The organism is Ralstonia sp. RL (assembly GCF_001683835.1).
GTDB classification, from domain to species: domain Bacteria; phylum Pseudomonadota; class Gammaproteobacteria; order Burkholderiales; family Burkholderiaceae; genus Ralstonia; species Ralstonia mannitolilytica.
This window is the reverse complement of record NZ_LWRX01000167.1, coordinates 106,257-119,908: the sequence shown is the minus strand read 5'-3', so window position 1 is coordinate 119,908 and position 13,652 is coordinate 106,257. Positions and strand designations below refer to the sequence as shown.

The following is a 13,652-nucleotide window of genomic DNA, read 5'->3' as shown; positions in this document are numbered from 1 at the left end:
GGCGGCGATTTACTGCGGCTGGGTTTCGATGAAGCTCGGCCGTTTTTCCATGCGCGCGTAGAACGCGGCGAGATTGGCGTGCCGTTCGCGCCAGTCGATCTGTGGCTGGCGGAAATCGAGGTAGCCGAGCGCGCAGCCCACGGCAATGTCGGCCAGCGTCAGGTGGTTGCCGTTGCACCACGTCTTGTCGGCCAGGCCCTGCGACATGGCCTTCAGCGCATCGTCGATCTTGTGGTTCTGGCGTGCGAGCCAGGTTTCGCTGCGCTGCTCGGGCGTGCGCTGCGTGTGTTCGATGCGGAGCATGAGCGCTGCGTCGAGCAGCCCGTCGGCGAGCGCTTCCCAGCAGCGTACTTCCACGCGCTCGCGGCCCGACGGCGGAATCAGCCGCGCCACGGGCGACAGCGTGTCGGCATATTCGGCGATCACGCGCGAGTCGAACAGGGCGCCACCGTCGTCCATCACCAGGCAGGGCACCTTGCCGAGCGGGTTGAACTGGTGGATCTGCGTGTTGGCGCTCCACACGTCTTCCAGCACGAACTGGTAGTCGATTTTCTTTTCTGCCAGGACCACGCGCACCTTGCGGGTGTACGGGCTGGCGTGCGATCCGATCAGTTTCATAGGCATGTCATGTTGGAGGCGGAAGTATAGCTGCGGGCTTTCCCGAGTGCCGTGCGAAGCGCTTCAACCAAAGGGCGCCTTGTCAGGCGTCGGATCGACCGTAAAGCCGGGGTGCCGGATGGTAAAATCGCGGGTTCGCTCTTGCGCCGTCCGGGCGCTCCCGACTCAACGCTCGATGGGGCGCCCGGGTTGTCCGGATTGAGATTCCCTTCACATTTTTCCCCGCCTGCCATGTCGTCGCTTTCTGCTCTGACCGCCCTGTCTCCCATCGATGGCCGCTACGCCGCCAAGGCCGATCCGCTGCGTGAGTGGCTGTCGGAAGCCGCTTTCATGCGCAATCGCGTGAAGGTGGAGGTGCACTGGCTGATCGCCCTGTCGCAGGCGGGCCTGGCGGAAATCCCACGTTTTTCGGCCGACGCCGAGCGCGCGCTGCTGGCCTTGGTCGAGAACTTTGCCGAGGCAGACGCCGCCCGCATCAAAGAGATCGAAGCCGTCACCAACCATGACGTGAAGGCCGTCGAATACTGGATGAAGGAGCGCGTGAAGGGCAACCCGGAACTCGAAGCCGCGAGCGAATTCATCCACTTTGCCTGCACATCGGAAGACATCAACAATACCTCGCACGGCATGATGCTCAAAGGCGCGCGCGACACGGTGATCGTGCCGGCGCTGCGCCGCGTCCAGGCGCGCCTGGTGGAACTGGCTCACGCCAACGCCGATGTGCCGATGCTCTCGCGCACGCACGGCCAGCCGGCCAGCCCCACCACGCTGGGCAAGGAAATGGCCAACGTGGCCGCGCGCCTGGACCGTGCCATCCGCCGCATCGAGGCCGTGGAGCTGCTCGGCAAGATGAACGGCGCGGTCGGCAACTACAACGCGCACCTGTCGGCCTACCCGTCGCTGGACTGGGAAGCCTTCTCGAAGAACGTGATCGAGCAGCGCCTGGGCCTGACGTTCAACCCGTACACGATCCAGATCGAGCCGCACGACTACATGGCCGAACTGTTCGACGCCGTGGCGCGCGCCAACACGATCATCCTCGACCTCGACCGTGACGTCTGGGGCTACATCTCGCAGGGCTACTTCAAGCAGAAGACGAAGGCCGGCGAGATCGGCTCGTCGACCATGCCGCACAAGGTCAACCCGATCGACTTCGAAAACTCGGAAGGCAACGTCGGTCTGGCCAACGCGGTGCTGCGCCACCTGTCGGAAAAGCTGCCGGTGTCGCGCTGGCAGCGTGACCTGACCGATTCGACCGTGCTGCGCAACATCGGCGTGGCGTTCGGCTACAGCCTGCTCGCGTACGACGCGTGCCTGCGCGGCCTGGGCAAGCTGGAAACCAACCCGGCCCGCCTGGCCGAAGACCTGGACAACTGCTGGGAAGTCCTGGCCGAGCCGGTGCAGACCGTGATGCGCCGCTACGGCATCGCCAACCCGTACGAGCAGTTGAAGGAACTGACGCGGGGCAAGGGTATCTCGCGCGAGGCGCTGCGTGAATTCATCGCCACGCTGGCGATTCCCGAAGACGCCCGCCAGCTGCTGCTTGACATGACGCCCGGCAGCTACATCGGCAAGGCCGCGGAACTGGCGCGCCGGATCGGCAGCGTCTGATCATTCCGAAAATTTGTTGGGCTGATACAAAGACAGCCTCCTCCGTAGCGATACGGAGGAGGCTGTTTTGCTATGGAGCGCGGGTAGAATTCGCCGGGCGGGGCTAGCGCGCGGGTCTTCCGAACATCAAAAAATTTGAACTTGTTGGTGAACTGCAGGCCGTCTGCGGCCGTCCGATCGCGCAAATAATGCACCATCGTCTGGCGCCGATGTCTGAGCCCGTAAGGCAAACCCGCCGAGCGTCTTTCCAACCGAGGGAACCGATGTCACAAGCTGCTCAACCGAATCTCGCCGTGCGTGCCGCCGACGACGGCGCCTATGGCGCTCCCGCGATCGCGCTGCATTGGATCGTCGCGCTGCTGATATTCGCGGCCTTCGGGCTTGGTCTGTACATGACCGATATCCCCGGATTCACGCCGACCAAGCTCAAGCTGTACTCGTACCATAAGTGGATCGGCATCACCGTGCTGATCTTTGCCGTCCTGCGGGTGCTTTGGCGCCTCACGCACCGTGCGCCGGCACCCGTGGCCGGTATGCCGAAGTGGCAGCACAAGGCGGCCGAGGGCGCGCACCTGGTGCTGTATCTGCTGATCCTGGCCGTGCCGCTGACCGGCTATCTGTTCAGCGTGGCGGCCGGTGTCAAGGTTGTCTACCTTGGCCTGTGGGAACTGCCGATGCCGTTCGAGAAGAGCGATGCGCTCAAGGTCGTGTTCGGCGCAGCGCATGAATGGCTGAACTGGACGATGGCCGCCATCGTCGTGCTGCACATTCTGGCCGCGCTCAAGCATCACGTGGTCGATCGTGACGGCACGCTGCGCCGCATGGTGCCGTTCTTGCGCTGAGTCGGCCGCTCTCGATCCGCTGTTCTGGTTTTCAGATGCCGGTGCACGCCGGCGCCCGTTGTTCTCCGTCTTGACCAAGATTGCCGGCACGATCCGGCCTGACCGAAGGAGTCTGATGATGAAACGCTTTGTGCGCCCCCGCGCGATTGCCCTGGTTGCCGCCGGCGCGCTCTCGATTGCTGCCGTGTCGGTATCGGCCGTTGCCCAGGTGGACGCCGCCAAGAGCAGCGTCACGGCCACCGGCAAGCAGCTCGGTGTGCCGATGGACATCAAGTTCGGCAAGTTCGACGCCACCGTCAACTACAACCCTGCCAACGTGGCCGCTTCCACGGCCAAGGTCGACATCGATATCAACAGCGTCGACGTGGGCGACAAGGCCTACAACGACGAACTGAAGAAGAAGGATTGGTTTGACGCCGCCAAGTATCCGAAAGCCACCTTCGTCTCGTCGGCGTTCAAGCCGGGCGCGGGCGGCAAGGTGGATGTGGTCGGCAAGCTGACCATCAAGGGTGTCACGCAGGATGTGACCGCGCCCGTCACCTTCAGGCAGGAAGGCGCCAACCAGGTCTTTGAAGGTGCGCTGCCCATCAAGCGCAACGCGTTCAAGGTCGGCGATGGTGAATGGAAGGATACGTCCGTCGTCGCGGACGACGTGACGATCAAGTTCCGCGTCGTCATCGCCAAGAAGTAACTTGCTGGATCAGGTTATCCACCCGACGTTTTTTCGGCTCAATCGCCGCTTTTCTCCGCAGGAGTTCTCATGAAATTGCGTACCCTCGTTGCCGCACTGTCGGCTGTTGCAGCCAGCGCCGCCTTTGCTGCACCGGCCACGTATCAGCTGGACCCGAGCCACACCTACCCGAGCTTCGAAGCCGACCACATGGGCGGGCTGTCGAAGTGGCGCGGCAAGTTCGAAAAGTCCAGCGGCACCGTGACCCTGGACCGCCAGGCCAAGAAGGGCACCATCGACGTGACCGTGCAGACCGACAGCATCGACTTCGGTCACGCCAAGATGAACGAGCACGCCAAGAGCCCCGACCTGTTCGACGTGGCCAAGTACCCGACCGCCACGTTCAAGGGCGAATTCACCAAGTTCAAGGGCGACGTGCCGACCGAAGCCGAGGGTCAGCTCACGCTGCGCGGCGTGACCAAGCCGGTCAAGATGGAAATCGATTCGTTCAAGTGCATGCAGCACCCGATGCTCAAGCGCGAAGTGTGCGGCGCCGACGCCGAAGTGACGTTCAAGCGGGACGAGTTCGGCCTCGACTACGGCAAGGCCTACGGTTTCAACATGGAAACCAAGCTGAAGATCCAGGTCGAGGGCATCAAGCAGGACACGAACGTCGCCCAGCAGTAAGCGCGCGACGCCCAAGAAAAAGCCCCGCGATTGCGGGGCTTTTTGTTGCCTGCGGGGCCGCCGGGGAGGGGTCAGACCTGTGCGCCGAAGTTCGGGTCATCCTTCGGGCCGCCGGCCTTTTTCTCGCCCTTGACAAGGTCTTCGCGCTTGACGCCGAGCCACATGCACAGCGCCGCCGCCACGAACACCGACGAATAGATGCCGAACAAAATGCCGATGGTCAGCGCGAGGGCGAAGTAGTGCAGCGTCGGGCCGCCGAACACCAGCATCGACAGCACCATCATTTCCGTCGAACCGTGCGTGATGATCGTGCGCGAGATCGTGCTGGTGATGGCGTGATCGATGATCTCGTGCGTGTTCATCTTCCGGTACTTGCGGAATGCCTCGCGGATCCGGTCGAAGATCACCACGGATTCGTTCACCGAATAGCCGAGCACCGCCAGCACGGCCGCCAGCACCGACAGGGAGAACTCCCACTGGAAGAACGCGAAGAAGCCCAGGATGATGACGATGTCGTGCAGGTTGGCGATCACGCCCGCCACGGCGAACTTCCACTCGAAGCGCACCGACAGGTAGATCACGATGCCGACCACCACGAACAGCAGCGCCAGCAGGCCGTCCGTGGCGAGCTCCTTGCCCACCTGCGGGCCGACGAACTCGACGCGCTGCAGCTTGGCGTCGGGGCTGGCGGCATTCAGGGCCGCCATCACCTGCTGGCTTTGCACGGCCGAGGCGATGGGCTTGCCGTCGGGGCCGTTCTTGAGCGGCAGGCGGATCATCACGTCGCGCGAGGTGCCGAAGTTCTGCACCTGCGCATCGGCGTAGCCCAGCTTTTCAACGTCGGCGCGGATCTTCGGCAGATCGGCGGCCTGGGTGTAGGCGACTTCCATCACCGTGCCACCCGTGAACTCCACCGACAGGTGCAGCCCCTTGTGGAACAGGAAGAAGACAGCGGCGATAAACGTCAGGAACGACACGGCGTTGAGAATCAACGCGTGCTTCATGAACGGAATGTCGCGGCGGATGCGGAAAAACTCCATGGTCTGCCCTTTGTGGCAACCGGCCCTGGTGTGCTGGGCCGGTGCCGGTTATGCAAGATTCAGTGGTGGATGTGCCTTACTGCTGCGCCGGCGACTGGCTGTTGCCGGGCTTCCATACCTGGCCGATCGCCAGGCCCTGCAGCTTCTTGCGGCGGCCATACCAGAGATTGACCAGGGCGCGGTTGAAGAACACCGCCGAGAACATCGAGGTCAGGATGCCCAGGCAGTGCACCACCGCAAAGCCGCGCACCGGGCCCGAACCGAACGCCAGCAGCGCCAGGCCGGCGATCAGCGTGGTCACGTTCGAATCGAGGATGGTCGCCCAGGCGCGCTCGAAGCCGGCGGCGATCGCCATCTGCGCCGAGGCGCCGTTGCGCAGTTCTTCACGGATGCGCTCGTTGATCAGCACGTTGGCGTCGATGGCCATGCCGAGTGCCAGCGCGATGGCCGCAATGCCCGGCAGGGTCAGCGTGGCCTGCAGCATCGACAGGATGGCGATCAGCAGCAACACGTTCACGCCCAGCGCCACCACCGAGAAGGCGCCGAACAGCATGTAGTACACGATCATGAACAGCGAGACGGCGGCAAAGCCGTACGCTGCGGAGTCAAAACCCTTGCGGATGTTGTCGGCACCGAGCGAAGGGCCGATCGTGCGTTCTTCGATGATCTCCATCGGCGCGGCGAGCGAGCCGGCGCGCAGCAGCAGCGCGAGGTCAGCCGACGCCTCCGTCGAACCCATGCCCGTGATCTGGAAGCGCGAGCCCAGTTCCGATTGGATGGTCGCCACCGTCAGCACTTCGCCCTTGCCCTTCTCGAAGAGCACGATGCCCATGCGCTTGCCGATGTTCTCGCGCGACACGTCGCGCAGCACGCGGCCCCCCTGGCCATCGAGTGTGATGTCGACCGACGGATTGTGGTTCTGGTCGAAGCCGGCGGAGGCGCTGGTGATGCGGTCGCCCGTGAAGATCACCTGCTTCTGCAGCAGCACCGGCGCACCGCGGCCCTGCGTGAAGAGCTCGTCGCCGAGCGGTACCGGGTCGTCGGCGCGCGGCAGCAGCGGCGCATTCGGGTCGGCCAGGCGCGCTTCGAGGGTGGCGGTACGGCCGATGATGTCCTTGGCCTTGGCGGTGTCCTGCACGCCGGGCAGCTGGACGACGATGCGGTCCGGTCCCTGCTGCTGGATCACCGGTTCGGCCACGCCGAGTTCGTTCACGCGGTTGTGCAGCGTGACGATGTTCTGCTTGATGGCGTTGTCCTGCACTTCCTTCATCGCCGCAGCGGTGAAGGTGCCGGTGAGCGTGGCGCCATCGGCCGTCTTGTCGACGTTGAAAGCGAGCTCGCGCATGGAGTCGGCCAGCATGCCGCGGGCGCGCTCGGCATCGTCGGCGCTGCCGAACTTGATGGTCAGGGCCGAGCCGTTGCGGTCGATGCCGTTGTGGCGGATGCCCTTGTCGCGCAGTTGCGTGCGGATGTCGCCCGCCAGCGAGTCGAGCTTCTTGGTCAGCGCGCCCTTCATGTCGACCTGCAGCAGGAAGTGCACGCCGCCACGCAGGTCCAGGCCAAGGTACATCGGCAGCGCGTGGATGGCGGTCAGCCAGCGCGGCGAGCCCGACAGCAGGTTCAGCGCGACGATGTAGGTCGGATCATTCGGATCGGTGTTCAGGCCGCGGGCGAGCGCGTCCTTGGCCTTGAGCTGCGTGTCGGTGTCGGCAAAACGCACGCGCACGCTGCTGGAGGCGCCGTTGGTGTCGAAGAACACGCCGTTGGGCTGTATGTTGGCCGCGGCCAGCAGGCTCTCCACCTGCTTCTGCGTGTTCAGGTCGACCTTGACGGTCGCCTTGCCGGAAGACACCTGCACGGCAGGCGCCTCGCCGAAGAAGTTCGGCAGCGTATAGAGGAACCCGATGGCAAGCGCCACCAGGATCACAAGGTATTTCCAGAGCGGATAGCGATTCATCTTGGATGGTGGTCAGTGCCCGAGGCGCTGCCTGGAGTCCTGGCGCCGCTGCCGCGCATGCGGCACGGCGCCGGTCAAGCCGGATCGGATTACAGCGCCTTGAGCGTGCCCTTGGGCAGCACGGCCGTCACGGCGCTCTTCTGGACGGTGATTTCGGTGTTGGCAGCGATTTCGACGGTGACGAACTGCTCGGCCACCTTCGTCACCTTGCCGAGGATGCCGCCGGCGGTGACGACTTCGTCGCCCTTGGCCAGGGCTTCGAGCATCGCCTTGGTTTCTTTCTGGCGCTTCATTTGCGGGCGGATCATGATGAACCACAGCACCACGAACATCAGGATGATGGGCAGGAAGCTCATCAGGCCACCTGCTGCACCACCAGCCGCCGGTGCGGTTTGCGCGTAAGCGTCGGAAATGAGGAACACGTCAAAACTCCGTAATGGTTCGTCAATCGGTCAAAAATCGGACCGGACATTCTACCATCGCGGTGCTGCGGCAAATGGGCGCGCCCGGCGCCCCGGATCGGCGGCTTACAGGGCTCCGCGCGCGCGGTCTGCGGCGAAGCGCGCCTGGAAAGCAGCAAAGCCGTGCGATTCAATGGCAGCGCGCATTTCGGCCATCAATTCCAGGTAGTAATAGAGATTGTGGATGGTGTTCAGGCGGGCACCCAGGATCTCGCCGACGCGCTGCAGGTGGTGCAGGTAGGCGCGCGAGAAATTGCTGCAGGTGTAGCAGCCGCAAGTCTCGTCCAGCGGGCGCGGATCGTTGCGGTGTACCGCGTTCTTGATCTTGATGTCGCCAAAGCGGGTGAAGAGCCAGCCGTTGCGCGCGTTGCGGGTCGGCATCACGCAGTCGAACATGTCGACGCCCGCGGCGACGCCCGCCACCAGATCTTCCGGCGTACCCACGCCCATCAGGTAATGCGGCTTGTTGGCCGGCAGACGCGGCGCCACGTGCTGCAGCACGCGCATCATGTCTTCCTTGGGCTCGCCGACGGACAGACCGCCGATGGCGTAGCCGCCGAAGCCCTGGCCGCCGGCGTCGGCGTCGATCGCCTGCAGGCCGGCCAGCGATTCATCGCGCAGGTGCTCGAACATGCCGCCCTGCACGATGCCGAACAGCGCGTTCGGATTGCCTTCGCGCTCGAATTCATTGCGCGAGCGCTGCGCCCAGCGCAGGCTCATGCGCATCGAGGCCGCGGCTTCCGCCTCGGTGGCCGGACGATCGCCGATCTTGTACGGCGTGCATTCGTCGAACTGCATGACGATGTCGGAGTTCAGCCGGCGCTGGATCTGCATGGAGATTTCCGGCGACAGGAACAGCCGGTCGCCATTGATGGGCGAGGCGAACGTCACGCCTTCTTCGGTGATCTTGCGCAGATCGCCCAGCGAAAACACCTGGAAACCGCCGGAATCGGTCAGGATGGGCTTGTCCCAGCCATTGAAGCCGTGCAGGCCCTTGTGTGCATCCATCACGTCGAGGCCCGGACGCAGCCACAGGTGGAAGGTGTTGCCCAGGATGATCTGCGCGCCGATGTCCTCGAGCTCCGCCGGCGACATCGCCTTGACTGCGCCATAGGTGCCCACCGGCATGAAGATGGGCGTTTCCACCACACCGTGGTTCAGGGTCATGCGGCCGCGCCGGGCGAGGCCATCGGTGGTGAGGAGTTCGTACTTGAGCATGGTCAGGGGGATCCGGTGTCGCCGGGTTCGGATGGGGCGCGCGTGAGCAGCATGGCGTCGCCGTAGCTGAAGAAGCGATAGCGCTGGGCAATGGCATGCCGGTAAGCGTCGCGGATGGCCTGCATGCCCGCAAACGCCGACACCAGCATCAGCAGCGTCGATTTGGGCAGGTGGAAGTTGGTCACCAGCGCATCGACCACCCGGAAGCGATAACCCGGCGTGATGAAGATATCGGTGTCGCCGCTGCCGGCCTGCAGCGTCCCGTCGGGCAGCGCCGCCGATTCCAGTGCGCGCATGGAGGTCGTGCCGACCGCGATCACGCGCCCGCCCGCGGCCCGCGTGGCGCGAATGGTGTCCGCCAGTTCCGGCGAGATGGCGTACCACTCGCTGTGCATGCGGTGCTCGGCGATGTTCTCCACACGCACCGGCTGGAACGTGCCCGCGCCCACGTGCAGAGTGAGGAAGCCGCGCTTGACGCCCATCGCATCGAGCCTGGCGAACAGCGCATCGTCGAAATGCAGGCCCGCCGTGGGCGCCGCGACGGCGCCGGGATTGCGCGCATACACAGTCTGGTAGCGCGTTTCGTCAAAGCTGTCGGGGTCGTGCTCGATGTACGGCGGCAGCGGCAGGCGGCCGTGCTGCTCGATCAGGTCCAGCGCCGGCTGCGGAAAGCGCAGCGTGAAGAACGGCTCGGCGCGCGGGCCCACCGTCACATCGAAGGCATCGGCCAGGCGCAGCGTGGTGCCTTCCACGGGGGACTTGCTCGAGCGGATCTGCGCGAGCACGGTGTGCTCGTCCAGCAGCCGCTCCACCAGCACTTCGACCTTGCCGCCGCTGGCTTTCTGGCCGAAGAAGCGCGCCTTGATGACGCGCGTGTCGTTGAAGACCAGCAGGTCGCCGGGGCGTACGTAGTCGACCAGGTCGGAGAACTGGCGATCGTCAAAATGCACGCCGTCGGCCTCACGGCGAAGGGCCAGCAGGCGGCTCGCGGTGCGGTCGGGCAGGGCGGTTTGCGCGATCAGCTCGGGCGGCAGATCGAAATCGAAATCGGACAGCGTCAGCATGAGAAGTGGCGCAGACGTGGATTGCACCAGGTGAGGGTGGCGGGCGCCGGTACAATCGGGCGACACCGCAAAGTTCGCCATTGTAAACGTCCTGTGCCGCCTCGCGCCCGCTCCGCCCCTGATGCCGCTCTGATGCCCGACGCTGATACCGCGCCGGCGCCCCAGCCAAAGCGCGGGGCGGCGGCCGACAAGGCGCCCAAGGCCGCCCGCCCGGCGGACAAGCTCGCCAAGCTGGGCCTGCACCGCGACGTCGATCTCGTCCTGCATCTGCCGATGCGCTATGAGGACGAAACCACGCTTCTGACCATCGCCGAGGCCATCGCGCGCGCCAACACCGGCTGGGCCGCGCAGGTCGAAGGCACGGTCACGCGCAACGAAGTGGCGTTCCGGCCGCGCCGGCAGCTCGTCGTGCATATCGCCGACGATTCCGGCGAACTCGTGCTGCGCTTTCTCAATTTCTACGGCAGCCAGGTCAAGCAGATGGCCGAAGGCGTGCGGCTGCGCGTGCGCGGCGAGGTGCGCGGCGGCTTCTTCGGCGCGGAGATGGTCCACCCCACCGTGCGCGCCGTGGCCGAGGACGAGCCGCTGCCCGACCGGCTGACGCCGGTGTATTCGACGGTGGCCGGGGTGCCGCAGGCGTATCTGCGCAAGGCGATCCTGAACACGCTCACGCGTACGCCGCTGCCCGAAACGCTGCCGAACAGCCTCCTCACCGGGCCGCTCGCGCCGTTGAAACTGATGCCGCCCGCCGAGGCGGTGCGGTTGCTGCACCAGCCCACGCCCGACGTGGACGAGCACAGCCTGGTCGAACGCACGCATCCGGCGTGGCTGCGCATCAAGTTTGACGAACTGCTGTCGCAGCAGCTCTCGCTCAAGCGGGCGCAGGCCGCGCGTCGCATGCGCACCGCGCCCGTGCTGCGCGCCACCGGCAGCAATGGCTTGCTCGCGCGCTTCATGCAGGCACTGCCGTTCAACCTGACGGGCGCCCAGGCGCGCGTGTGGGAAGAGATCGGCGCCGACCTCGCGCACCCGTATCCGATGCAGCGGCTGCTGCAGGGCGACGTGGGGAGCGGCAAGACCGTCATCGCCGCGCTGGCTGCATGCCAGGCCATCGATGCGGGCTGGCAGGCCGCGTTGATGGCGCCGACCGAACTGCTGGCCGAGCAGCACTACCGCAAGCTCACTGCATGGCTGGAGCCGCTCGGCGTGGACATCGTCTGGCTGGCCGGCAGCCTCAGGCGCAAACAGAAGGACGAAGCCGCCGCCCGGGTGGCCGCAGGCACGGCGCAACTCGTGATCGGCACGCATGCGCTCATCCAGGACGCCGTCACGTTCGCACGCCTGGGGCTGGCGGTGGTGGACGAACAGCACCGCTTCGGTGTGACGCAGCGTCTCGCCTTGCGCGGCAAATCCAGCGGCAAGACCAGCGGCACCGAAGCGCCAGCCGCCAACGCCCCGGTGCCGCACCAGCTCATGATGTCGGCGACGCCAATTCCGCGCACGCTGGCAATGACGTATTACGCGGATCTCGACGTCTCGGCCATCGACGAACTGCCGCCCGGCCGCACGCCCGTGGTCACGCGCCTGGTGAACGACGCCCGCCGCGACGAGGTGATCGAGCGCATCTACGCCGCCGCGCGCGAGGGGCGGCAGGTCTACTGGGTCTGCCCGCTCATCGAAGAGAGCGAAGCGCTGCAGCTGCAGACCGCGGTGGAAACCTTCGAGACCCTTTCGCAAAGCCTCCAGGGGTTGAAGGTCGGCCTGGTGCACGGGCGCCTGCCGTCTGCCGACAAGGCGGCCGTGATGAGCGCGTTTGCCAGCGGCGAGCTGCACGTGCTCGTGGCCACCACCGTCATCGAAGTCGGCGTGGACGTGCCCAATGCCTCGCTGATGGTGATCGAACACGCCGAGCGTTTCGGCCTTGCCCAGTTGCACCAGTTGCGCGGGCGCGTGGGGCGCGGCACGGCGGAATCCGTGTGCGTGCTGCTGTACCAGGCGCCGCTGTCGCCCACGGCCAAGCAGCGCCTGCAGACCATGCGCGAGACCACCGACGGCTTCGAGATCGCCCGGCGCGACCTGGAGATCCGCGGCCCGGGCGAATTCCTCGGTGCACGGCAATCGGGCGAGGCCATGCTGCGCTTTGCCGATCTGAACCACGATGCCTGGCTGGTCGAATTTGCGCAGGAAGCGGCGCAGGCCATGCTCGCGCGCTTTCCGGAAGCGGTGGATGCGCACCTCAAGCGCTGGCTGGGCGAGCGCGAACATTACCTGCGCGTGTAGCGGCGTCGCACGCCCAGTCCATCATGTCGGCGCGGATCCGGCGGCTGTCGCGCCTTGCCGCACTCATGCAGGAATCCGTGCAACAGCGATGCAAGCTGCACCCCTGTCGTTTCGGCGATGCAGTCGGACCGGCGTGTCGCACGGGGCCGCGCCTCCATCGACCGCGAGTGCGGTAAAAGGCATTCGGCGCGGACCCAGCAACATCCCCCGTCACAAGGTAAAATCTATCGACATCCAAAAGCCGATTGATTGCCATGACGCTCACCGAACTCAAGTACATCGTTGCCGTTGCGCGCGAACGCCACTTCGGGCGCGCGGCCGAGGCCTGCTTCGTCTCGCAGCCGACGCTGTCGGTCGCCATCAAGAAGCTCGAAGACGAACTGGCCGTGCAAATCTTCGAGCGCGGGGCGTCGGAAGTCAGCGTCACGCCCGTCGGCGAGCAGATCGTCACGCAGGCGCAGCGCGTGCTCGAGCAGACCATGGCGATCCGCGAGATCGCCAAGCAGGGCATGGACCCGCTTGCGGGGCCGCTGCGCCTCGGTGTGATCTATACGATCGGGCCGTACCTGCTGCCGGCGCTGGTCAAGCAGATGATCGACACCGTGCCGCAAATGCCGCTGATGCTGCAGGAGAACTTCACGGTGCGGTTGGTGGAGTTGCTCAAGCAGGGCGAAATCGACTGCGCCATCATGGCCGAGCCGTTTCCCGAGACGGGCCTCATGACCATGCCGCTGTACGACGAACCGTTCGTCGTGGCGGTACCGCGCGGCCATGAACTCGCCAAGGTGGAAGCTGTGGACCCGGAAGCGCTCAAGCAGCAGACGATGCTGCTGCTCGGCAACGGACATTGCTTCCGCGATCACGTGCTGGGCGTGTGCCCCGAGCTGTCGCGCTTTTCGCAGAACGCCGACGGCATCCAGAAAACGTTCGAGGGCTCGTCGCTGGAGACGATTCGCCACATGGTGGCCAGCGGCGTCGGCATCACCGTGCTGCCGCGCACCTCGGTCCCCAGCATGCAGCCGGCCAGCAATGACCTGCTGACGTATGTGCCGTTCCAGGAGCCGGTGCCCGACCGCCGCGTCGTGCTGGCCTGGCGCAAGAGCTTCACCCGCATCGCCGCCATCGAGGCGGTGGCCAAGGCGGTCTCCCAATGTGACCTGCCGGGCGTCAAGCACTTGCCGCCCGCGCCGCTTCTCCACTGAAG

At 65.4% G+C, this 13,652-nt stretch carries 12 protein-coding genes; 6 read left to right on the top strand and 6 right to left on the bottom strand.

Features of this window, described 5'->3' with window-relative positions; genetic code table 11:
• Positions 1-9: 9 nt before the first annotated feature.
• Positions 10-618, bottom strand: coding sequence for a glutathione S-transferase (locus A6M56_RS16115; protein WP_045785889.1), 609 nt, complete (start codon positions 616-618; stop codon positions 10-12).
• A 231-nt stretch (positions 619-849) separates the two neighbouring features.
• Between A6M56_RS16115 and purB the strand changes: the two genes are divergently transcribed.
• The 4 genes from purB (at position 850) to A6M56_RS16095 (ending at position 4,428) form a co-directional block, all read left to right on the top strand.
• Positions 850-2,229 carry an adenylosuccinate lyase gene (gene purB, locus A6M56_RS16110; protein WP_045785890.1) on the top strand — a complete coding sequence of 460 codons (1,380 nt, stop codon included), beginning with the start codon at positions 850-852 and terminating at the stop codon, positions 2,227-2,229.
• A gap of 263 nt (positions 2,230-2,492) precedes the next feature.
• On the top strand, positions 2,493-3,071 hold the full coding sequence (locus A6M56_RS16105; protein WP_045785891.1) for a cytochrome b: 579 nt from the start codon (positions 2,493-2,495) through the stop codon (positions 3,069-3,071).
• Positions 3,072-3,189: 118 nt separating this feature from the next.
• Positions 3,190-3,762 carry a YceI family protein gene (locus A6M56_RS16100; RefSeq protein WP_045787768.1) on the top strand — a complete coding sequence of 191 codons (573 nt, stop codon included), beginning with the start codon at positions 3,190-3,192 and terminating at the stop codon, positions 3,760-3,762.
• Between the two features lie 69 nt (positions 3,763-3,831).
• Positions 3,832-4,428: a YceI family protein gene (locus A6M56_RS16095; protein ID WP_045785892.1), complete on the top strand. Its 597-nt coding sequence runs from the start codon at positions 3,832-3,834 to the stop codon at positions 4,426-4,428.
• 71 nt (positions 4,429-4,499) lie between these two features.
• On the opposite strand, the gene secF is transcribed toward A6M56_RS16095, so the two are convergent.
• The 5 genes from secF to queA all read right to left on the bottom strand — a co-directional run bounded on the left by secF (position 4,500) and on the right by queA (position 10,168).
• Positions 4,500-5,468 carry a protein translocase subunit SecF gene (secF, locus tag A6M56_RS16090; protein ID WP_045785893.1) on the bottom strand — a complete coding sequence of 323 codons (969 nt, stop codon included), beginning with the start codon at positions 5,466-5,468 and terminating at the stop codon, positions 4,500-4,502.
• Between the two features lie 76 nt (positions 5,469-5,544).
• The gene (gene secD / locus A6M56_RS16085; protein WP_045785894.1) at positions 5,545-7,425 is read right to left on the bottom strand and encodes a protein translocase subunit SecD; all 1,881 of its coding nucleotides are present in this window, start codon (positions 7,423-7,425) and stop codon (positions 5,545-5,547) included.
• An 89-nt stretch (positions 7,426-7,514) separates the two neighbouring features.
• Positions 7,515-7,847, bottom strand: a complete 333-nt coding sequence (gene yajC, locus A6M56_RS16080; RefSeq protein WP_045785895.1) for a preprotein translocase subunit YajC — start codon at positions 7,845-7,847, stop codon at positions 7,515-7,517.
• Positions 7,848-7,952: 105 nt separating this feature from the next.
• Positions 7,953-9,104: a tRNA guanosine(34) transglycosylase Tgt gene (gene tgt / locus A6M56_RS16075; protein ID WP_045785896.1), complete on the bottom strand. Its 1,152-nt coding sequence runs from the start codon at positions 9,102-9,104 to the stop codon at positions 7,953-7,955.
• Between the two features lie 2 nt (positions 9,105-9,106).
• Positions 9,107-10,168 carry a tRNA preQ1(34) S-adenosylmethionine ribosyltransferase-isomerase QueA gene (gene queA / locus A6M56_RS16070; RefSeq protein WP_045787769.1) on the bottom strand — a complete coding sequence of 354 codons (1,062 nt, stop codon included), beginning with the start codon at positions 10,166-10,168 and terminating at the stop codon, positions 9,107-9,109.
• Between the two features lie 132 nt (positions 10,169-10,300).
• Here queA and recG point away from each other — a divergent pair, with 132 nt between their 5' ends.
• Together recG and A6M56_RS16060 are read left to right on the top strand one after the other, a co-directional pair.
• Entirely contained in the window at positions 10,301-12,448 is a 2,148-nt protein-coding gene (recG, locus tag A6M56_RS16065; RefSeq protein ID WP_102080104.1) for an ATP-dependent DNA helicase RecG, read from the top strand.
• Between the two features lie 254 nt (positions 12,449-12,702).
• Positions 12,703-13,650 carry a LysR substrate-binding domain-containing protein gene (locus tag A6M56_RS16060; RefSeq protein WP_102080103.1) on the top strand — a complete coding sequence of 316 codons (948 nt, stop codon included), beginning with the start codon at positions 12,703-12,705 and terminating at the stop codon, positions 13,648-13,650.
• Positions 13,651-13,652 lie beyond the last annotated feature (2 nt).